The 21,375-nt window shown below is 71.1% G+C and carries 16 protein-coding genes; 6 read left to right on the forward strand and 10 right to left on the reverse strand.

Annotated elements, in window-relative coordinates; genetic code table 11:
• Positions 1-12: 12 nt before the first annotated feature.
• The 5 genes from ACZ4Z4_RS02030 to hrcA all read right to left on the reverse strand — a co-directional run bounded on the left by ACZ4Z4_RS02030 (position 13) and on the right by hrcA (position 4,976).
• Positions 13-618 carry a hypothetical protein gene (locus ACZ4Z4_RS02030; RefSeq protein ID WP_468320903.1) on the reverse strand — a complete coding sequence of 202 codons (606 nt, stop codon included), beginning with the start codon at positions 616-618 and terminating at the stop codon, positions 13-15.
• 122 nt (positions 619-740) lie between these two features.
• On the reverse strand, positions 741-1,481 hold the full coding sequence (locus ACZ4Z4_RS02035; protein WP_468320905.1) for a 16S rRNA (uracil(1498)-N(3))-methyltransferase: 741 nt from the start codon (positions 1,479-1,481) through the stop codon (positions 741-743).
• Complete coding sequence (locus ACZ4Z4_RS02040; RefSeq protein ID WP_468320908.1) at positions 1,478-2,551, reverse strand: nitronate monooxygenase; 1,074 nt, start codon at positions 2,549-2,551, stop codon at positions 1,478-1,480. Before ACZ4Z4_RS02040 ends, ACZ4Z4_RS02035 begins: the two co-directional genes overlap by 4 nt.
• Positions 2,552-2,819: 268 nt before the next feature.
• Complete coding sequence (dnaJ, locus tag ACZ4Z4_RS02045) at positions 2,820-3,959, reverse strand: molecular chaperone DnaJ (RefSeq protein ID WP_468320911.1); 1,140 nt, start codon at positions 3,957-3,959, stop codon at positions 2,820-2,822.
• Positions 3,960-4,976 carry a heat-inducible transcriptional repressor HrcA gene (hrcA, locus tag ACZ4Z4_RS02050; protein ID WP_468320914.1) on the reverse strand — a complete coding sequence of 339 codons (1,017 nt, stop codon included), beginning with the start codon at positions 4,974-4,976 and terminating at the stop codon, positions 3,960-3,962.
• Between the two features lie 156 nt (positions 4,977-5,132).
• Between hrcA and ACZ4Z4_RS02055 the strand changes: the two genes are divergently transcribed.
• A complete protein-coding gene (locus tag ACZ4Z4_RS02055; RefSeq protein ID WP_468322057.1) occupies positions 5,133-5,867 on the forward strand; it encodes an MBL fold metallo-hydrolase in 735 nt (244 codons plus the stop codon).
• Positions 5,868-5,902: 35 nt separating this feature from the next.
• Positions 5,903-6,721 carry a DUF3097 domain-containing protein gene (locus tag ACZ4Z4_RS02060; protein ID WP_468320916.1) on the forward strand — a complete coding sequence of 273 codons (819 nt, stop codon included), beginning with the start codon at positions 5,903-5,905 and terminating at the stop codon, positions 6,719-6,721.
• A 224-nt stretch (positions 6,722-6,945) separates the two neighbouring features.
• On the opposite strand, the gene hemW is transcribed toward ACZ4Z4_RS02060, so the two are convergent.
• The gene (hemW, locus tag ACZ4Z4_RS02065) at positions 6,946-8,178 is read right to left on the reverse strand and encodes a radical SAM family heme chaperone HemW (protein WP_468320919.1); all 1,233 of its coding nucleotides are present in this window, start codon (positions 8,176-8,178) and stop codon (positions 6,946-6,948) included.
• A 79-nt stretch (positions 8,179-8,257) separates the two neighbouring features.
• Entirely contained in the window at positions 8,258-10,207 is a 1,950-nt protein-coding gene (locus ACZ4Z4_RS02070) for a SpoIIE family protein phosphatase (protein WP_468322060.1), read from the reverse strand.
• A gap of 267 nt (positions 10,208-10,474) precedes the next feature.
• Between ACZ4Z4_RS02070 and ACZ4Z4_RS02075 the strand changes: the two genes are divergently transcribed.
• Positions 10,475-14,578 carry a HAMP domain-containing protein gene (locus tag ACZ4Z4_RS02075; RefSeq protein WP_468322063.1) on the forward strand — a complete coding sequence of 1,368 codons (4,104 nt, stop codon included), beginning with the start codon at positions 10,475-10,477 and terminating at the stop codon, positions 14,576-14,578.
• A 12-nt stretch (positions 14,579-14,590) separates the two neighbouring features.
• A complete protein-coding gene (locus tag ACZ4Z4_RS02080) occupies positions 14,591-15,175 on the forward strand; it encodes a response regulator (RefSeq protein WP_468322066.1) in 585 nt (194 codons plus the stop codon).
• A 60-nt stretch (positions 15,176-15,235) separates the two neighbouring features.
• Here ACZ4Z4_RS02080 and ACZ4Z4_RS02085 read toward each other — a convergent pair whose 3' ends face one another.
• On the reverse strand, positions 15,236-17,125 hold the full coding sequence (locus tag ACZ4Z4_RS02085) for an AMP-dependent synthetase/ligase (protein ID WP_468320921.1): 1,890 nt from the start codon (positions 17,123-17,125) through the stop codon (positions 15,236-15,238).
• A 293-nt stretch (positions 17,126-17,418) separates the two neighbouring features.
• Entirely contained in the window at positions 17,419-19,290 is a 1,872-nt protein-coding gene (gene lepA, locus ACZ4Z4_RS02090) for a translation elongation factor 4 (protein WP_468320924.1), read from the reverse strand.
• A 217-nt stretch (positions 19,291-19,507) separates the two neighbouring features.
• On the opposite strand from lepA, the gene rpsT reads away from it, so the two are divergent.
• Positions 19,508-19,774 (forward strand): 30S ribosomal protein S20, encoded by a 267-nt coding sequence (rpsT, locus tag ACZ4Z4_RS02095; protein ID WP_365355753.1) that lies wholly within the window; start codon positions 19,508-19,510, stop codon positions 19,772-19,774.
• A 251-nt stretch (positions 19,775-20,025) separates the two neighbouring features.
• Here rpsT and holA read toward each other — a convergent pair whose 3' ends face one another.
• A complete protein-coding gene (gene holA / locus ACZ4Z4_RS02100; protein ID WP_468320926.1) occupies positions 20,026-21,018 on the reverse strand; it encodes a DNA polymerase III subunit delta in 993 nt (330 codons plus the stop codon).
• Between the two features lie 101 nt (positions 21,019-21,119).
• Here holA and ACZ4Z4_RS02105 point away from each other — a divergent pair, with 101 nt between their 5' ends.
• Positions 21,120-21,365, forward strand: coding sequence for a hypothetical protein (locus ACZ4Z4_RS02105; RefSeq protein ID WP_468320928.1), 246 nt, complete (start codon positions 21,120-21,122; stop codon positions 21,363-21,365).
• Positions 21,366-21,375: the final 10 nt, after the last annotated feature.

Raw genomic sequence — 21,375 nt, forward strand, 5'->3', positions numbered from 1 at the left:
ACAGAGGGCGGATCACTTGCCGGGCAGGCAGGTGCAGGTCGGATGGGGCGGCGGGTCCGGGGTGACCGTCACGGTGACGGTGGCGGTGGGTGCGGGGTCGGGCGGGTCGTGGGAGGGCGGCGGCTCGTGGGAATCGGGCGGATCGGAGGGCCGGCCGTCACCGTCGCCATTGCCGTCGTCCGCACCGCAGTTGCCCAGCACGTCGACGCGGAACCACTGCTTGCCGTCGACCTTGGCGGTGAGGTCGCCGCGTACGCAGCGGCCGTCGGCGACGGAGTGCACCTTGCCCTTGATGCCGATGTCCTTGCCGTCGTCGGTCTCGCCCTGGCAGTCCACGTCGACCACCGCGTCCGCCGACGCGGACCTGCCGCGCGGAGTGACCTTGTCGTCGAAGCTGGCGGTACAGCTGAGCCACGCCACGTCGGCCTTCTGCCGCTCCAGCTCCTTGGTGCCCATCTCGTCGGTGGTGAGCGCGACCGCGGAGGTGTTCATCCCGCCGTCCACCGGATCGCACGCGGTGACGCCGAGCGCGGCGGCCCCGGCGAGCCCGACGGCGTACAGGATCGTCGGACGCCGCTTGCCCGCCACCCGGCCGCGTAACCGTCTCAATGCCCCCATGGGCGGCAGAGTGCCACCGCGTACGCCGGTGCGGTAGGCCCCTTGCGGCCATCCGTCCCCTCGGGACCGCGAGACATGTCGACCGGAAACGGCTCAACCCCGGGGGCGCCCCCGGGGTGCGGTCAGGACCAGCGCCCCGTACGCCCGAGGAGCAGCGCCGTCGCCGCGGTCCCCGCGGTCGAGGTGCGCAGGACGCTGCGCCCCAGGCGATAGGGCTTGGCGCCGGCCTCGGCGAACGCCGCCAGCTCGTCCGGGGACACGCCCCCTTCGGGGCCGACCACCAGCACGATGTGCCCGGCCGCCGGGAGCTCGGCGGTGGCCAGCGGTTCGCTGCCCTCCTCGTGCAGGACGGCCGCGAGGTCGGCGCCGGCGAGGAGCGCCGCGACCTGCTTGGTCGACGCGGCGTCGGCGACCTCGGGGAAGCGGACGCGGCGCGACTGCTTGCCAGCCTCGCGCGCCGTGGCCCGCCACTTGGCGAGGGCCTTGAGACCGCGCTCGCCCTTCCACTGGGTGATGCAGCGGGACGCCGTCCACGGCACGACGGCGTCGACGCCGGTCTCCGTCATGGTCTCCACGGCCAGCTCGCCGCGGTCGCCCTTGGGCAGCGCCTGCACGACGGTGATGCGGGGCGACTCCTCGGGCTCCTCGGCCACGGTGTCCATCCGCACGACGAGCCGGTCCTTGCCCTCGGTGCCGAGGACCACGCACTGGGCCCACCGTCCGGCGCCGTCGGTCAGGACGACGTCCTCACCGGCGTGCAGCCGCTTCACGGAGACGGCGTGCCGCCCCTCGGGCCCGTCCAGTACGTACTGTCCGTCGGCGCCCGCGGTGAAGTCCTCGACGACGAAGACGGGGGCGGTCACGCGGCGCCCTCGGCCGTCAACGAGGCCTTGGCCTCGGCCAGTTCGGCGACGAGGACCTCCACGAGCTGCCCGGCGGGCAGCTCCCGGGCGAGCCGGTGGCCCTGCCCGGCCCAGAGCGCCATGGCCTGCGCGTCACCGGCCTTCGCCGCGGCCTTGCGCAGCCCGCTGGTGAGGTGGTGGACCTGGGGGTAGGCGGCGGGGGCGTAGGGGCCGTGCTCGCGCATGAAGCGGTTGACGAGGCCGCGCGCGGGGCGCCCGGAGAACGCCCGGGTCAGCTCGGTCCGTACGAACAGCGGGTTGGTCATGGCCTGCTTGTGCAGGGCGTTGGCGCCCGACTCGGGGGTGACCAGGAACGCCGTGCCGAGCTGCGCGGCGTCCGCGCCCGCCGCGAGCACTGCGGCGATCTGCGCGCCCCGCATCAGGCCGCCGGCCGCGACGATCGGGATCTGCGCGGTCTCGCGGACCTGGGTGATGAGGGAGAGCAGCCCGATCCCGCAGCCGTCGGTCTCGGGGTTGTCCTTGTGCGTGCCCTGGTGGCCGCCCGCCTCGACGCCCTGCACGCACACGGCGTCGGCACCGGCCCACTGCGCGGTCTGGGCCTCCTCGGCCGTGGTGACGGTGACGACGGTCACCGTGCCGACGCGCGCGAAGGCGTCCAGGACGTCGCGGGTGGGGCACCCGAAAGTGAAGGAGACGACCGGCACCGGGTCGTCGAGGAGGATCGCGAGCTTGGCGTCGTACCCGTCGTCCCGCCCGCTGTCCGGGTCGCCGAGCTCCGTCTCGTACCAGGTGGCCTCGCCGGCGAGCTGGTTGCGGTACACCTCGACGGCGGCGGGGTCCGCGGTGTCGGGCTGCGGCATGAACAGATTGACGCCGAAGGGACGCGAGGTCAGCCCCCGCACCTGTTTGATCTCCTGGTACATCCCGTCGGCCGTCTTGTACCCGGCGGCGAGGAACCCGAGCCCGCCGGCCTCGGCGACGGCCGCGGCCAGCTGCGGCCCCGAGGCGCCGCCCGCCATGGGGGCCTGCACGATCGGGTGGCGGCAGAGATCGGTCAGTGCGGAGGACATGCACGCATCGTGCCACGCTCTGTGACCCGGACCGAATCGCGCACCCCGCACCGGGCGTGCGCCGCCCCGTCTGCCCACGCTCCCCCGTCGGCGTCTACCGGCCGTCGCGGCTCGCTCGCGCAGTTCCCCGCGCCCCTGAAGGGGCCCGGGACGGGCCTTCAAGGGGCGCGGGGAACTGCGCGACCAGCCCCCACGAACCCGCAGCCGAACAAAAAGGCCCCCGGCGACGGAACCCGTCGCCGGGGGCCAAAGAACACCGCTCAAGGCGCTACCGCCCGTTGAACGCATCCTTGAGCCGCGAGAACAACCCCTGCTGCCCCGGCTGGAACTGCCCCGTGGGCCGTTCCTCCCCGCGCAGCTGCGCCAGCTCCCGCAGCAGCCGCTCCTGCTCGGGGTCGAGCTTCGTCGGCGTGAGGACCTCGACGTGCACGATGAGGTCACCGCGGCCGCCACCGCGCAGGTGCGTGACGCCACGCCCGTGCAGCGGCACGGACTGCCCGGACTGCGTACCGGGCCGGATGTCGATCTCCTCCAGGCCGTCCAGCGTCTCCAGCGGCACCTTCGTGCCGAGGGCCGCCGCGGTCATCGGGATCGTCACCGTGCAGTGCAGATCGTCGCCGCGCCGCTGGAAGACGGCGTGCGGCAGCTCGTGGATCTCGACGTAGAGGTCGCCGGCGGGGCCGCCGCCGGGGCCGACCTCGCCCTCGCCCGCGAGCTGGATCCGCGTGCCGTTGTCGACACCGGCCGGGATCTTCACGGTCAGCGTCCGGCGCGACCGGATGCGGCCGTCACCGGCGCACTCCGGGCACGGCGTCGGCACGACGGTGCCGAAGCCCTGGCACTGCGGGCAGGGCCGCGAGGTCATGACCTGGCCGAGGAAGGACCGCGTGACCTGCGACACCTCACCGCGACCGCGGCACATGTCACAGGTCTGTGCGGAGGTACCGGGCGCGGCACCCTCACCACTGCACGTCGTACAGACGACAGCCGTGTCGACCTGGATGTCCTTGGTGGTCCCGAAGGCGGCCTCTTCGAGGTCGATCTCCAGGCGGATCATGGCGTCCTGGCCGCGGCGCGTGCGCGACCGCGGGCCACGCTGCGACGCCGTCCCGAAGAACGCGTCCATGATGTCGGAGAAGTTGCCGAAGCCACCGGCGCCGAAGCCGCCCGCGCCTGTGCCGCCGCCCGCCTGGGACAGGGGGTCGCCGCCGAGGTCGTAGACCTGCTTCTTCTGCGGGTCCGACAACACCTCGTACGCGGCGTTGATCTCCTTGAAGCGCTCCTGAGTCTTCGGGTCCGGATTCACATCCGGGTGAAGCTCACGCGCCAGCCTCCGGAAGGCCTTCTTGATCTCGTCCTGGGAAGCGTCGCGGCGCACGCCGAGTACGGCGTAGTAGTCCGTGGCCACTTACGACTCCGCCAGGATCTGTCCGACGTAACGTGCCACTGCGCGTACTGCTCCCATCGTTCCCGGATAGTCCATGCGGGTCGGTCCGACCACGCCGAGTTTGGCGACTGCCTCGCTTCCCGAACCGTAGCCGACCGAGACCACGGACGTGGAGCTGAGCCCCTCATGGGCGTTCTCGTGACCGATCCGTACGGCCATGCCCGAATCCTGCACCTCACCAAGCAACTTGAGGAGCACGACCTGCTCCTCGAGGGCTTCGAGAACGGGCCGGATGGTGAGGGGAAAGTCATGTCCGAAGCGGGTGAGATTGGCGGTGCCGCCGATCATCAGCCGTTCTTCGGTCTCCTCCACGAGCGTTTCGAGGAGGGTGGAGAGGACCGTCGCGACCGTGCCGCGGTCCTCGGTCTCGAAGGCCTCGGGCAGGTCCTGCACCAACTGTGGCACATCCGCGAACCGCCGCCCCGCGACCCTGCTGTTCAGCCTGGCCCGCAGGTCCGCGAGCGCGGTCTCGCCGAACGGCGCCGGGCAGTCGATCATGCGCTGCTCGACCCGGCCCGTGTCCGTGATCAGGACGAGCATCAGCCGGGCCGGAGCGAGCGAGAGCAGCTCCACGTGCCGCACCGTCGACCTGGTGAGCGACGGGTACTGCACGACGGCGACCTGCCGGGTCAGCTGCGCGAGCAGCCGCACCGTGCGCCCCACGACGTCGTCGAGGTCCACGGCGCCGTCGAGGAAGTTCTGGATGGCACGGCGCTCGGGCGCGGTCATCGGCTTGACGCCGGCGAGCTTGTCGACGAACAGCCGATAGCCCTTGTCGGTCGGGATGCGCCCCGCGCTGGTGTGGGGCTGGGCGATGAACCCTTCCTCCTCCAGCGCCGCCATGTCGTTGCGGACGGTGGCCGGGGAGACCCCCAGACGGTGCCGCTCGGTGAGCGCCTTCGAACCGACGGGCTCCTCCGTCCCCACATAGTCATGGACGATGGCGCGCAGCACTTCGAGCCTGCGTTCACTGAGCATCGCGCACACCTCCAGCTGTCTCTGTGAGCCCCGCCTGGCACTCACCGCGGGCGAGTGCCAGCCTTTCAATTGGGCCAGTGTACGGCCGTCGGGTACGGCCCCGGCAAGACAGCGGCTGCCGAACACCGCGCGTGCGGATAGCGTCACCGTATGAACGTGACGCCGGCATGGGAAGCGGCGGGCTGGGAGCGGCTCGCACCGCGCGTGGGGCGGCGGCGCCTGCCCGTCTGGGACTGCACGGCGGGGCTGGTCGTCGGGGACGACGCGGCCCTCATGGTCGAGGCCGGGTCGAGTCTGGCGGAGGGCGCGGCCCTGCGGACCCAGGCCCGGCGGATCCTCGGCGGTGGCCGCAGAGTGACGCACCTCGCACTCACCCACCCGCACTTCGACCACGTCCTCGGCGGTGCCGCCTTCGCGGGCGTGGAGGTGTACGGGGCGGTGGGCATCGACACGGTCCTCACCGAGGGCCGCGAGGAGCTCCGCGAGGACGCGGTGCGCCACGGCCTGGCCGCGGACGCGGCGGCGGAGGCGGCCGACCTCCTGATCCGCCCGCACCACCTGGTGTGCGGGGAGTGGACGCTCGACCTGGGCGGCCTCCAGGTGCTGCTCGCCAACATCGGCCCCGGCCACTCGGGCCACGACCTGGCGGTCCTCGTCCCCGGCACCGACGGCGGACCGGAGGTCGTCTTCTGCGGCGACCTCGTCGAGGAGTCGGGCGAACCGCAGGCGGGCCCGGACGCGGCGCCGAACCACTGGCCGGCGGCGCTGGACCGACTCCTCGACCTGGGCGGCGAGGACGCGCTGTACGTCCCCGGGCACGGCGCGACGGTGAATGCGGCATTTGTCCGGGCGCAACGCGCCACATTGGCCGCCCGCTTCGGCGTGTCGTGACCGCAACACCCTCCGCTCTTCCTATCGTCACCGGAATGCGCCAGTACTCCGCCGACCTCACGCCTCCCTGGAAGAAGCCGAAGCCCGTACCGGAGGTGGCGGCGGACGCCGGCCTCGTGGTCGAGGAGCTGAGCACCGGTTTCTGCGGGGCGGTGATCCGCTGCGAGAAGACGGCGCAGGGCCCGACGGTGACGCTGGAGGACCGCTTCGGCAAGCACCGCGTGTTCCCGATGGAGCCCCGCGGCTTCCTCCTGGAGGGCCGCCCGGTCACCCTGGTCCGCCCCGCGCAGGCCCCTGCTCCCGTACGTCCCTCCCGCACCGCCTCCGGTTCGGTGGCCGTCCCCGGGGCGCGGGCCAGGGTCGCCCGCGCGGGACGCATCTACGTGGAGGGCCGTCACGACGCCGAACTCGTCGAACGCGTCTGGGGCGACGACCTGCGCATCGAGGGCGTCGTCGTCGAGTACCTGGAAGGCATCGACGACCTCCCCGCGATCGTCGCGGACTTCGCCCCCGGCCCCGACGCCCGCCTCGGCGTCCTCGTCGACCACCTGGTCCCCGGCTCCAAGGAGTCCCGCATCGCGGCGGAGGTCACCAGCGCGCACGCCCTGGTGGTCGGCCACCCCTACATCGACGTCTGGGAGGCGGTGAAGCCCGCCTCCGTCGGCATCCCCGGGTGGCCCCGCGTGCCGCGCGGGCAGGACTGGAAGACGGGGGTGTGCAGGGCCCTGGGGTGGCCGGAGAACACGGGCGCGGCATGGCAGCGCATCCTGGGCTCGGTCCACTCCTACAAGGACCTGGAGCCCCCGCTCCTGGGCCGGGTGGAAGAACTGATCGACTTCGTCACCCTGCCCTAGGTCCTGTCGTCACATTCCCGTCGTCCGCCCGGAGGGCGGCCCCGGCGGCGTCTGGTGCGTGCGATCGCAAGGCGCCGGAGCGTCCTCGTGGCGGAGCCACGTGGGCGTTTCGGCAACGCGGCATGGGGGTCCCCCCTGGCCTTTCAGGCCTGGGGGAGGGCGTGCCAGACGCCGCCGGGCAGGCGGGAATGTGACGACAGGGCCTAGGCCCGTGCCGGACGTCCCTAGTCGACCAGGTCCCGCACCACCGCGTCGGCCAGCAACCGCCCCCGGAGCGTCAGCACGGCCCGCCCGTCGTCGTAGGGTCCGGGCTCAAGGAGCCCCTCGTCGCGCGCCCGCGCGGACGCCGCGAGGCCCGCCTCCCGCAGCAGCGACAACGGACACCCCTCCCGCAGCCGCAGCTCCAGCAGGATCCGCTCCACCCGCCGGTCCTCGGCGGAGAGCACCTCCCGCCCGGCCCCCGGCGACCCCCCACCGGCCAGCGCCGCCGCATACGCCCCGGGGTGCTTGACGTTCCACCACCGCACGCCCCCCACGTGGCTGTGCGCGCCCGGCCCGGCGCCCCACCAGTCGGCCCCGCGCCAGTACAGCTCGTTGTGCAGGCACCGCCCGGCCTCGGAGGTCGCCCAGTTGGACACCTCGTACCAGTCGAAGCCCGCACCGCCCAGGATCTCGTCGGCGATGAGGTACCGGTCCGCGTGGACGTCGTCGTCGGTCATCGGCACCTCGCCGCGCCGGATCCGCCGGGCCAGCTGCGTCCCCTCCTCCACGATCAGCGCGTACGCGCTCACGTGGTCGGGCCCGGCCCCGATCGCCGCGTCGAGGGAGGCCCGCCAGTCGTCGTCCGTCTCGCCCGGCGTGCCGTAGATCAGGTCCAGGTTCACGTGGTCGAACCCGGCCGCCCGCGCCTCGGCGACGCACGCCTCGGGCCGGCCGGGCGTATGCGTACGGTCGAGCACCTTCAGGACGTGCTGCTTCGCGCTCTGCATGCCGAAGGAGACCCGGTTGAACCCGCCATCGCGCAGCTCGCCCAGGTACGCCGCGTCGACGGACTCCGGGTTGGCCTCGGTGGTGATCTCGGCGTCGTCCGCGAGCCCGAACTCCTCGCGCACGGCGCCCAGCATCCGCACGAGATCCCCGGCGGCGAGCAGCGTCGGCGTACCACCGCCGACGAACACGGTCCGCACGGGCCGCGGGTCGTCCCCGAGGACCTTCCGGGCGAGCCGCACCTCGTCGACGAGGGTGTCCGCGTAGTTGTCCCGGGAGGCGAGCACGCCGCCGGAGCCGCGCAGCTCGGTGGCGGTGTACGTGTTGAAGTCGCAGTAGCCGCAGCGCGTGGCGCAGTACGGGACGTGCAGGTAGAAGCCGAGCGGGCGGGAGGCCGCGCCGTCCAGGGCGTACGCGGGCAGCGCCCCGTCCTCGGGCATGGGCTCACCATCGGGCAGTGCGGAAGGCATACCTTCGATTGTCCCGCACCCCGAGGCGACCCCACACCGCTGTGCCGCCCACGGCCGCCCACCGCACCCGCACCGCCCGTCACTGGGCCCGAAGCACCAGCAACGCCAGGTCGTCGTCCGGCGGCCGCTCCGAGAACTCGTGGACGAGCCTGCGGATCCGCTCCGCCACCAGCGGAGCGTCGAGCCCCGTGCACCCGGCCAGCGCCTGAGCGAGCCCGTTCCCGTCGTCGAACTGGCGCCGCCCCGAGCGGCGCTCGGTCACTCCGTCCGTGACGCACAGCAGCGTCTCGCCGGCCCGCAGCTCGAAGGTCTCGCTCGTGTACGTCTCGTCGTCGACGACCCCGAGCAGCATCTGCGGGGTGGCCGCCTCCCGTACCTCCCCCTCCGGGGAGAGAAGGAGCGGCAACGGATGCCCGGCGCACGCGATCGTGCAGCGTACGCCCCCTTCGTACGGCACGAGCTCTCCATAGAGGAGCGAGAGGAAGCGCGAGGTGGGGCCGTCGGTCGGCACGCCCTGCCCGCCCGCCACCGCGACGACCGCCGCCGCCGCGTCCGCCGCCTCGGTCGCGTCGTCGAGGAGCAGTTGGTTGAGGCGGTCCATGACCTCCGCGACCTGGTACCCCTCGCGGGCGAGGAGCCGCAGCCAGGGGCGGGCGAGCCCGATGACGACGGCCGCCTCCGGCCCCTTGCCCTGGACGTCGCCGAGCGCGAAGCACCAGCGGCCGTCACCGGCCTGGAACACGTCGTAGAAGTCGCCGCCGGGGCCGCCCTTGTCCCGGGGTTCGTAGACGAGGCCGCTCTCCACGCCGGGGATCTCCGCGACCTTGCTGGGGAGCAGCCCGCGCTGGAGCACCTGGCTGATGTTGGCCTGGCGCTGGTAGCGCCGCGCCGTGCTGATCGCGAGCGCGACCCGGCGGCTGAAGTCCTCGACGAGGCCGGTGACCTCGTCGGGGAACCGGACGAGACCGGCCCGGCCGATGAGGAGCGTGCCCAGCGCGCGCCCGCCCGCGGTCAGCCGGTACGCCAGAGCCGCCCCGGACGAGCTGGACGCCCCGGTGTCGAACACGGCGGGCACCGCGACGCCCGCCTCGGAACCATGAGAGGCACCGGGCGCCCCGACCCCGCCCACCAGCCCCTCCCCCGGCCAAGGAACGGGAAACGCGCCCGAGCCCGCCGCCTCGGGCAGCCGCGGCGGCTCCTTCTCCAGAACGCGGCGCAGTTCCTCTATCCGGTGCTCGCTGGTGTGCCACACGCGGGCGAGGCGCGCCCCCGGCGCCCCCATGCTCCCGCGCGCCGGCCCTTCCGAGGCGTCCTCCAGCCACACCGCGCACCAGTCCGCGAGGCGCGGCACGAGCAGCTGCCCGGCGAGGGCGGCCACCATGTCCTCGTCGAACTGTCCGGCCAGCAGGTCGGACGCCTCGGCGAGGAAGGTCAGCGCGCCTCTGTTGACCCACTCCATGTCGTCCGACGTGCGCTTGGGCAGCGGCGCGAGGATCTCGGCGGCGCGCAGGCCGCGCTGGAGCGCCTGCTCTGTCGCGTAGGACTCGATCTCGTGGGCGGCCCTGACGCCTTCGACGGGCAACCGGGCCCAGACCGTCTTGGTGCCGGTGCGGTAGGTGATGCCCCAGGACCCGGAGAGGGTCGCGACAAGCTGAAGGCCGCGGCCGTACTCGGGCGTGCCGACGGACGGCGGCGGGCCCTGGTCGCTGCGGACGGCGCGGGAGGGGTGGTGGTCGGAGACCTCGATGACGAGGGCCTCCGTGCTCTCGTCGGGCAGCGCCTCGTCGAGCCGGCACAACAGCTCGACGGCGGTGCCCGCGTGCACGACGGCGTTGGTCACCAATTCGCTGACCAGCAGCACGGAGTCGTCGGCCAGACGGTCGGTGATGCCCGCGGCGGCGGGCACGCCGAGCTCGGTCCAGTCGGCGAGCGCCGCCCGCACGAACCGGCGCGCGGCGGCGGGCGCCAGCGGGTTCCCGGGCAGCGAGGTGCGCACCACCGCCGGCGGCCCGGAGGCGTCCGGGTCCATGGCGGAGGCACGGAAATCGTTCTTCCGTTGCATCGGAATGGACCCCACGGTGCGGCTCCTGAGCAGTTCGGGCGAATGCGCCTCAGGCGACACCGACAGAGTGACAGACTGGCCACGCCCATAAGCACCGAGTCACCGAAGTGGGCCGTTATGAGTGAGAACAGTGCTATGCCTGTGTCCGGACGGGACCGGCTTCCCGTTCCGGCGCAGAAGGCCGACTCCGGCACGGAACCGGTCACCAGTCAGCTGCGTCCGCTGCTCGCCGCCATGCGCGCGGCACGGGACGGGGACTTCACCAAGGTCGCACCGGTCGGCGAGGGCATCACCGCCGAGCTGTACGCGGTCTTCAACGAAATGCTCGACCGCTCGCTCCACTTCGACGGCGAACTGGTCCGCGTGCGCCGCGAGATCATACGCCACGGCCGCCTGGACGAGAGGTTCGGCGCGAGCCCGGGACAGGGCCGCTGGGCGGCGCGTGTCTCGGAGGTCAACACGCTGCTGGACGCGCTGGTCGCGCCGGCGGCGAACGCCACCCGGGTGCTGAACGCGGTCGCGGGCGGCGATCTGACGCAGCGCGTGGACCTGCACGACGGCACCCGGGAGCTGCGGGGCGATTTACGCCGTCTGGGGCGTGCCGTCAACACGATGGTCGATCAGCTGTCACTCTTCACGGGCGAAGTCACGCGTGTCGCCCGCGAGGTGGGCACGGAGGGGCGGCTCGGCGGGCGCGCCAAGGTGCGGGGGCTCTCGGGCAGCTGGCGGGACGTGACGGAGGCCGTCAACACGATGGCGGCCCGGCTCACCGCGCAGGTGCGGGACATCGCCCTCGTCACCACGGCGGTGGCGCAGGGCGACCTGACCCGCACGGTCACCGTGGAGGCCACGGGTGAGCTCCTCGAACTGAAGCTGACCGTGAACACGATGGTGGAGCAGCTCTCCGCGTTCGCCGCCGAGGTGACCCGTGTGGCGCGCGAGGTCGGCACGGAGGGCCAGTTGGGCGGCCGCGCACAGGCGCGCGGTGTCTCCGGCGTCTGGAAGGACCTCACCGACAACGTCAACTTCATGGCGTCGAACCTCACCTCCCAGGTCCGCAACATCGCCCAGGTCACCACCGCCGTCGCCAACGGCGACCTGAGCCAGAAGATCACCGTCGACGCCCGGGGCGAGATCCTGGAGCTGAAGTCGACGGTGAACACGATGGTGGACCAGCTCTCCGCCTTCGCCGACGAGGTCACCCGTGTCGCTCGCGAGGTCGGCACCGAGGGGAATCTGGGCGGGCGCGCCCAGGTGCGGGGCGTCTCCGGCGTCTGGAAGGACCTCACCGACAACGTCAACTTCATGGCCGACAACCTCACCTCCCAGGTGCGGAACATCGCGCTCGTGTCGACGGCCGTCGCCCAGGGCGATCTCGGCAAGAAGATCACCGTCGAGGCGAAGGGCGAGATCCTCGAACTGAAGTCGACGATCAACACGATGGTCGACCAGCTCTCCGCCTTCGCCGACGAGGTCACCCGCGTCGCCCGCGAGGTCGGCACCGAAGGAAACCTCGGCGGTCAGGCCCAGGTCCGGGGCGTCTCCGGCGTCTGGAAGGACCTCACCGACAACGTCAACTTCATGGCGTCGAACCTCACCTCCCAGGTCCGCAACATCGCCCAGGTCACCACCGCCGTCGCCAACGGCGACCTCTCCAAGATGATCACGGTGACGGCGCGCGGCGAGATCCTGGAGCTGAAGGACACCGTCAACACCATGGTGGAGCAGCTGCGCGCCTTCGCCGACGAGGTCACCCGGGTGGCCCGCGAGGTCGGCACGGACGGCCGGCTCGGCGGCCGGGCGCAGGTGCTCGGCGTATCCGGGGTGTGGAAGGACCTCACGGACAACGTCAACTACATGGCGGACAACCTCACGGGCCAGGTCCGCAACATCGCGCAGGTCGCGACGGCCGTGGCCCAGGGCGACCTCTCCAAGAAGATCGACGTGGACGCGCGCGGCGAGATCCTGGAGCTGAAGACCACCATCAACACCATGGTGGACACGCTGTCCTCGTTCTCCTCCGAGGTGACCCGTGTGGCCCGCGAGGTCGGCTCGGAGGGGCAGCTGGGCGGGCAGGCCCGGGTCGAGGGCGTGTACGGCACGTGGAAGCGCCTGACGACGAACGTGAACGAGCTGGCGCTGAACCTCACCACCCAGGTCCGCGCCATCGCCGAGGTCGCCTCCGCCGTCGCCCAGGGCGACATGACCCGCGCCATCACGGTCGAGACGCGCGGCGAGGTCACCGACCTCAAGGACAACATCAACCTGATGGTGAACAACCTCCGCGAGACCACGCGCGCGAAGGACTGGCTGGAGTCCAACCTCGCCCGTCTCGCGGGCCTCATGCAGGGCCACCGCGACCTGATGGAGGTCGCCGACCTGATCCTGCGCGAGCTGACCCCGCTGGTGAACGCGCAGTACGGCGCGTTCTTCCTCGCCGATCCGGACACCGCGGAGAGCCCTGCGCCCACCCAGGTCACCGCGAAGGGCCTCGCGTTCATCGCGGGGTACGGCGCGGCACAGGGCTCGGTCGTCGACACCGGCGGGATGCCCGCGCAGGGCCTGGTGCGCCAGGCCGCGCTGGAGAAGAAGCGCATCCTCGTCGAGGAGGTCCCGCCGGACTACATCAAGATCCATTCGGGGCTCGGCGACGCGGCCCCGGCCACCGTCGTGATCATCCCGATCCTCTTCGAGGACAAGCTGCTCGGCGTGATCGAGCTGGCCACGTTCTCCCGCTTCTCCGACGTCCACCTGGCCTTCTTCGACCAGTTCGTGAATACCATCGGCGTCGCCATCAACACCATCATCGCCAACTCCCGCACGGAGTCGCTGCTCGGCGAGTCGCAGCGCCTGGCCACCCAGCTCCAGGAGCGGTCGGACGAACTCCAGCGCCAGCAGGCCGAGTTGCGCCGCTCCAACGCGGAGCTGGAGGAGAAGGCGGCGCTGCTCGCCACGAGTTCGCAGTACAAGTCGGAGTTCCTCGCGAACATGTCGCACGAGCTGCGCACTCCGCTCAACTCCCTGCTGATCCTGGCGCGGCTGCTCTCGGACAACCCCGACGACCATCTCTCCGACCAGGAGGTGCAGTTCGCGACGACCATCCACCGCTCCGGCTCCGACCTGCTCCAGCTCATCAACGACATCCTCGACCTGTCGAAGATCGAGGCGGGGCGGATGGACGTACGCCCCAAGAAGCTCCCGCTCATCAAGGTCCTCGACTACGTCCACGCGACGTTCCGCCCGCTCACCCTCGACCGCGGGCTCGCCTTCGACGTGTCGGTCGGCGAGGACGTGCCGCGCGAGATGTTCTCCGACGAGCAGCGCCTCCAGCAGATCCTGCGCAACCTCCTGTCGAACGCGGTGAAGTTCACCTCGGCCGGCAGCATCGAGCTGCGGGTCAGCCGCGTCAAGAAGACCGCGCGCGACCGGCTGGTCCACGACAACGAAGACCTGCTCTGCTTCGCCGTCAGGGACACCGGCATCGGCATTCCGCCCGAGCAACTGCCGGTGATCTTCGAGGCGTTCCAGCAGGCCGACGGCACCACCAACCGCAAGTACGGCGGCACCGGCCTCGGCCTCTCCATCAGCCGCGAGATCGCGGGCCTGCTCGGCGGCCGGATCACCGCGGAGAGCGCCCCCGGCCAGGGTTCGACCTTCTCCCTGTACGTCCCCGTGGTGCACCCGGGCCACGGCGCGGCCGCCATCGCGTACGCGGCGGCGCACACGGAGCACCTGCCGGAGCCGGTCGAACAGGCCGTGCTGCGGCCGCACACCAGCCTGGAACCCGACGACAGCTGGCCCACGCCCACCAAGCTGGAGGAGTGGAAGGAAGGGCACGCGGGCCGCATACTCCCGGGCCGCAGGGTGCTCATCGTCGACGACGACATCCGCAACGTCTTCGCGCTCACCCATGTGCTGAGCCGCGTCGGCATGCCCGTCCTGTACGCGGAGAACGGCCGTGAGGGCATCGAGACGCTGGAGCGCAATCCGGACGTCGACATCGTCCTGATGGACATCATGATGCCGGAGATGGACGGCTACGAAACCATGGCCGCGATCCGTCGCAGCCCCCGCTGGCGGGGTCTGCCGATCGTCGCCCTCACCGCCAAGGCCATGCCCGGGGACCGCGAGAAGGCCATCGCCCAGGGCGCCACCGACTACGTACCGAAACCCGTGGACGTGGACCAGCTGCTCGGCGTCGTCTGTGCCCTCCTGGACCCCGAAGGACCGGCCGCGGCCGGGCAGCCCACCTCCGCCGAATCCACCGATCCCGAGCCTGTCGATCCGGAACAGAACGGCACTCCAGGAGAAGGCGCTGTTCCGCCGGCAACCGAGTGAGGCACCGTGACCATGCGTGCAGAGGCCGCTACAGACAACCGCGCGAGCATCCTCCTGGTCGACGACATGGAGGACAACCTGATGGCGCTCGAAGCCGTCCTCGGATCACTGAACGAGCCGTTGGTGCGCGCCCGTTCGGGGGAGGAGGCGATGAAGGCGATTCTGAGGCAACGATTCGCCGTGATCCTCCTGGACGTCCGCATGCCCGGCATGGACGGCTTCGAGACCGCGTCGAACATCAAACGCCTCGACCAGACCAAGGACGTGCCCATCATCTTCCTGACGGGCACCGACAACGACGCGGGCTACGCCTTCCGTGGCTACGCGACGGGAGCGGCGGACTACCTCACCAAGCCGTTCGACCCCTGGGTGCTGCGCGCCAAGGTCACCGTCTTCCTCGAACTGCACCGCAAGAACCGGCAGTTGGAGCGGATACTGGCCCGCGAGCAGCGCCAGTTCGACGAGCTGGCGGCACGGCTCTCGTCGATCGAGGCCCAGATGGCCGCGAGCAGCCTCAAGGACGTCCTCGAACTGCGCCGCCAGGTGACGCACATGGAGGAACTGGTACAGGAGATGCGCCGCGGCCGGGACATCTAGCGCCCGCACAAGTCCCGGCCGCGCACGAGGGGCCCCCGGACCCCGGGCCCGCGCCTGCGCTCAGGCCTCGCGTGAACCCTCGTACATCTCCTCGATCAGGTGCTTGTACTCCCGCTCGACCACCGGTCGCTTCAACTTCAGGCTGGGTGTCAGCTCGCCGTGCTCGACGTCCAGGTCGCGCGGCAGGAGCCGGAACTTCTTGATGGTCTGCCAGCGTTGCAGGCCTTCGTTGAGCTCCCGCACATAGCCGTCGATGAGCTCGACCGTCGTGGGGGCCGCGCACACCTCGGCGTAGGACTTGCCCTCCAGGCCGTTCTCCTTGGCCCAGTCCAGGATCGCGGGCTCGTCGAGGGCGATCAGGGCGGTGCAGAAGTTCCGGTCGGCGCCGTGCACGAGGATGTTGGAGACGTACGGACACACGGCCTTGAACTGGCCCTCCACCTCGGCGGGCGCGATGTACTTGCCGCCGGAGGTTTTGATCAGGTCCTTCTTGCGGTCCGTGATCCGCAGATAGCCGTCGACGGACAGCTCGCCGATGTCCCCGGTGTGGAACCAGCCGTCGGACTCCAGGACCTCGGCGGTCTTGTCGGGCAGGCCGTGGTAGCCCTCCATGATGCCGGGGCCGCGCAGCAGGATCTCGCCGTCGTCGGCGATACGCACCTCGGTGCCGGGCAGCGGCTTGCCGACGGTGCCGGTGCGGTAGGCCTCGCCGGGGTTGACGAAGGAGGCCGCGGAGGACTCGGTCAGGCCGTACCCCTCCAGGATGTGGATGCCGGCGCCCGCGAAGAAGTAGCCGATGTCGGGGGCGAGCGCGGCCGACCCGGAGACGGCGGCGCGCAGCCGGCCGCCGAAGGCGTCGCGCAGCTTGGAGTAGACGAGGGTGTCGGCGGCCTTGTGCTTGGCGCGCAGCCCGAAGGGCACGGATGCGGTGCCGGTCCTGCGGAAGTTGTCCTGGCTGACCTTCGCGTACTCGCGGGCGACCTCGGCGGCCCACAGGAAGATCTTGTACTTGGCGCCGCCGCCCGCGCGCGCCTTGGCCGCGACGCCGTTGTAGACCTTCTCGAAGATGCGGGGCACGGCCGCCATGTACGTCGGCTGCACGACCGGCAGATTCTCGATGATCTTGTCGACGCGGCCGTCGACGGCGGTGACGTGCCCGAGCTCGATCTGGCCCGAGGTCAGCACCTTGCCGAAGACGTGCGCGAGCGGCAGCCACAGGTACTGCACGTCGTCCGGGCCGAGGAGGCCGGTCGCGGCGATGGCCTTGGCCATGTACGACCAGTTGTCCTGCGGCAGGCGCACGCCCTTGGGGCGGCCGGTGGTGCCGGAGGTGTAGATGATCGTGGCGAGCTGGTCCTTGCTGATCGCCGCGATGCGCTCCTTGATCAGCTCCGGGTTCTTCTCCAGGTGCGCGGCGCCGCGGGCCTCCAGGTCGGCGAGCGTGAGCACCCAGCCGTCGGGGTCGCCCTCGACGGGGTCCGCGCCCTTGGGGTCGAGCACCACGACGTGCCGCAGCTCGGGCAGGTCGGCGCGCTTCTCGCGGGCCTTGGCGAGCTGCGTGGCGTCCTCGGCGATCAGCACCCGGCTGCCGGAGTCGGCCAGGATGTACGCCGACTCCTCGGCGTTGGTCTGCGGGTAGACGGTCGTGGTGGCGGCGCCCGCGCACATGATGGCGAGGTCGCAGAGAATCCACTCGACGCGCGTGGACGAGGCGAGCGCGACCCGGTCCTCGGAGCGCAGACCGAGCTCGACGAGTCCGGCGGCGATGGCGTGGACGCGGTCGGCGGCCTGCGCCCAGCTGAGCGACTTCCAGTCGTCGGGGCCCTCGCCGGAGGCCGCCGGGGCGGGGTAGCGGTAGGCCTCGGCGTCCGGGGTGGCCGCCACGCGCTCCAGGAAGAGATGCGCCACGGACGGCGGACGGTTCTCGATCAAGGTCTGTGTGTCGCTCACGACATCCTCCGGGCCCACGACGGTGCGGCGAACTGGCTGGCGGCTGCTTCTTACGTCTGCTGGTGCGTCTGCTTACGGCTGCTCTTACGTCCCTGCGGCTACTTGTTTAACTTGTGAGTAACCTACGAGTGGTGATCAGAGTAGAGCTCCGACGCGTCGCGCGTAAGGGGCAGCCGCCCGTCACTTCCTACAGACACCCAAACGGAATGAGCTGGCCCGCCGCAACGCGCCGCGGGCCCGGTGCGTATGCGCACCGGGCCCGCGTGGCGGCCGCTCCACCGCGGCGGGGGTGACTACTTCTTGCCCTTGCCGGGCCCGCTGTCGTCGCTGGAGAGCACCGCGATGAAGGCTTCCTGCGGCACCTCGACGGAGCCGACCATCTTCATGCGCTTCTTGCCCTCCTTCTGCTTCTCCAGGAGCTTGCGCTTACGGGAGATGTCACCGCCGTAGCACTTGGCGAGGACGTCCTTGCGGATGGCGCGGATGGTCTCGCGGGCGATGACCCGGGAGCCGATCGCGGCCTGCACCGGCACCTCGAACGCCTGCCGCGGGATGAGCTCGCGCAGCTTGGCGACGAGCCGCACGCCGTACGCGTACGCCGCGTCCTTGTGCGTGACGGCGGAGAACGCGTCGACCTTGTCGCCGTGCAGCAGGATGTCGACCTTGACGAGCTGCGCGGACTGCTCGCCCGTGGGCTCGTAGTCCAGCGAGGCGTAACCACGCGTCTTGGACTTCAGCTGGTCGAAGAAGTCGAAGACGATCTCGGCGAGCGGCAGCGTGTAGCGGATCTCGACGCGGTCCTCGGAGAGGTAGTCCATGCCGAGCATGACGCCGCGCCGGTTCTGGCACAGCTCCATGATCGAGCCGATGAACTCGCTCGGCGCGAGGATCGTGGCGCGCACGACCGGCTCGAACACCTGGTCGATCTTGCCCTCGGGGAATTCACTCGGGTTGGTGACCGTGTGCTCGGTGCCGTCCTCCATGATCACGCGGTAGACCACGTTCGGAGCGGTGGCGATGAGGTCGAGCCCGAACTCGCGCTCCAGCCGCTCGCGGATCACGTCGAGGTGCAGCAGCCCGAGGAAACCGACGCGGAAGCCGAAGCCGAGCGCGGCGGACGTCTCGGGCTCGTAGACGAGCGCGGCGTCGTTGAGCTGGAGCTTGTCGAGGGCTTCGCGCAGGTCGGGGTATTCGGAGCCGTCCAGCGGATACAGACCCGAGAAGACCATCGGCTTCGGGTCCTTGTAGCCGCCGAGCGCCTCGGTCGCGCCCTTGCTCTGGGAGGTGATCGTGTCACCGACCTTGGACTGACGGACGTCCTTCACGCCGGTGATGATGTAGCCCACCTCGCCGACGCCGATGCCGTCGGCCGGGGTCATCTCGGGGGAGGAGACGCCGATCTCAAGAAGCTCGTGCGTGGCCCCGGTGGACATCATCCGGATCCGCTCGCGCTTGTTGAGCTGGCCGTCGACGACTCGTACGTACGTCACGACGCCACGGTAGGAGTCGTAGACCGAGTCGAAGATCATCGCGCGGGCGGGGGCATCCGCGACGCCGACCGGCGCCGGAACCTCGGCCACGACCTTGTCGAGCAGCGCCTCGACGCCCATGCCGGTCTTCGCGGAGACCTTCAGGACGTCCTCGGGCTCGCAGCCGATGAGGTTGGCGAGCTCCTCGGAGAACTTCTCGGGCTGCGCGGCCGGCAGATCGATCTTGTTCAGTACGGGGACGATCTTGAGGTCGTTCTCCATCGCCAGGTAGAGGTTGGCGAGAGTCTGCGCCTCGATGCCCTGGGCCGCGTCGACCAGGAGGATCGTGCCCTCACAGGCCGCGAGCGAACGTGAGACTTCATACGTGAAGTCCACGTGGCCCGGAGTGTCGATCATGTTGAGGATGTGGGTCCTGCCCTGATCGGGGCCCTCGGTCGGGGCCCAGGGCAGACGCACCGCCTGGGACTTGATCGTGATGCCGCGCTCGCGCTCGATGTCCATGCGGTCGAGGTACTGAGCACGCATCTGCCGCTGCTCCACCACCCCGGTGAGCTGGAGCATGCGGTCGGCGAGCGTGGACTTGCCGTGGTCGATGTGCGCGATGATGCAGAAATTGCGGATCAGAGCCGGGTCGGTACGGCTCGGCTCGGGCACATTGTTAGGGGTCGCGGGCACGCAGGGTCCTGTCTCTTGAGGCGCCTGTAGCCTCGGGTCGGATCTATACGTAGCTTCCATCGTCCCATGGGTGGCGCACTGCGCTCGGTTTGGGCCGGTCCGAGGGCGGCTGGTACCGTGGACAGCTGTGTCTCGTAGCCCTCTCAAGCATCGAGGCGCGTGTCATCAAAATCATCTGCAGTACCTCTGCAGTACCTGAACCTGAAAAGGCTCTTTCGTGGCGAACATCAAGTCCCAGATCAAGCGGATCAAGACCAACGAGAAGGCGCGTCAGCGCAACAAGGCGGTCAAGTCTTCGCTGAAGACCGCGATCCGCAAGGCCCGCGAGGCCGTTGCCGCCGGTGACACCCAGAAGGCCGCCGAGCTCACGCGTGAGGCCACGCGCCAGCTCGACAAGGCTGTCTCCAAGGGCGTCATCCACAAGAACCAGGCCGCCAACAAGAAGTCGGCGCTGGCGACGAAGGCTGCGGCTCTCAAGGGCTGAAGCCCTTTCCCCGGCCGTGCGCCGGGGCGGTGATCAATCCTCCCGCGAGGGTAATTCGAGCCCTCTACCTCGAATCGCGGACAGACCACGCAGTACGCCACGCTGCGCCAGTGCCCCCGGACCCACTCCGGGGGCATTGCTGTGTCCGGGGTGTGTTGCTGGGGGTGACAGTGCTCTGTCAGGGGCGCGGGGAACTGCGCGACCAGCCACGAGCTACCCGCAGGGGGTGCACCGCCGGCCTGTGCGGAGCACTAGCGGCGACCGGAGCGCGCCGCCCGCGCAATGGCGACCACCGCCTTCTCCAGCGCATACTCCGCGTCGTCACCGCCACCCTTGACGCCCGCGTCCGCCGCCGCGACGGCGGTGAGCGCGGCGGCCACACCGTCCGGCGTCCAGCCCCGCATCTGCTGCCGGACGCGGTCGATCTTCCACGGCGGCATGCCCAGCTCACGGGCGAGGTCGGCGGGGCGCCCCCCACGCGCGGAGGAGAGCTTGCCGATCGCCCGGACGCCCTGCGCGAGGGCACTGGTGATCATGACGGGGGCGACCCCGGTCGCAAGGGACCAGCGCAACGCTTCGAGCGCCTCGGCGGCCCGCCCCTCGACGGCCCGGTCGGCGACCGTGAAGCTGGAGGCCTCCGCACGGCCCGTGTAGTACCGCCCGACGACCGCTTCGTCGATCGTGCCCTCGACGTCCGCCACCAGCTGGGAGACCGCCGAGGCGAGCTCCCGCAGGTCGCTCCCGATCGCGTCGACGAGCGCCTGGCACGCCTCCGGGGTCGCCGAGCGGCCCGTCGCACGGAACTCCGCGCGCACGAACGACAGCCGGTCCGCGGGCTTGGTCATCTTGGGGCAGGCGACCTCGCGCGCGCCCGCCTTGCGCGCGGCGTCGAGCATGCCCTTGCCCTTCGCGCCGCCCGCGTGCAGCAGGACGAGGGTGATCTCCTCGACAGGCGCCGCGAGATACGCCTTGACGTCCTTGATCGTGTCGGCCGACAGATCCTGCGCGTTCCGCACGATGACGACCTTGCGCTCGGCGAAGAGCGACGGGCTGGTCAGCTCGGCGAGGGTGCCGGGCTGGAGCTGGTCGGCGGTGAGGTCGCGCACGTCCGTGTCCGCGTCGGCCGCGCGGGCGGCCGCGACCACCTGCTGCACGGCGCGGTCGAGGAGCAGCTCCTCCTGTCCCACGGCGAGCGTGAGGGGGGCGAGCGGGTCGGACGCGGCGGTATCTGTCTTCCTGGCCATCGCGGTCAAGCATCCCACGCGCCACTGACACCCCGCCCCGAGCCGCCCCGCTCCGAGCCGCCCGGCTCCGAGCCGCCGGGCCCCTGTCGGAGAATGGTCCGGTGAACGACGTACGACATGTCCTGGTGCTGCCCGACCGCGATGCCGCGGAGACGGTGGCCGAAGAGCTCCCCGACCGTTTCGGCGTGACCGAGGAACCCCAGCTCGTCCGCGACGCCCTGGCCGGCGAGGACGACGCCGAAGACGCCCAGTGGCTCGTCGTGGTCGAGGACCCTGACTCCCGCCTGGACCCGGCGTCCCTCGACGAACTGGCCGCCGAGCACGAGGGCTGGCTGGAGGCCCCCTAGGGGGCGGCCC

Source organism: Streptomyces sp. NPDC030245 (genome assembly GCF_055572995.1).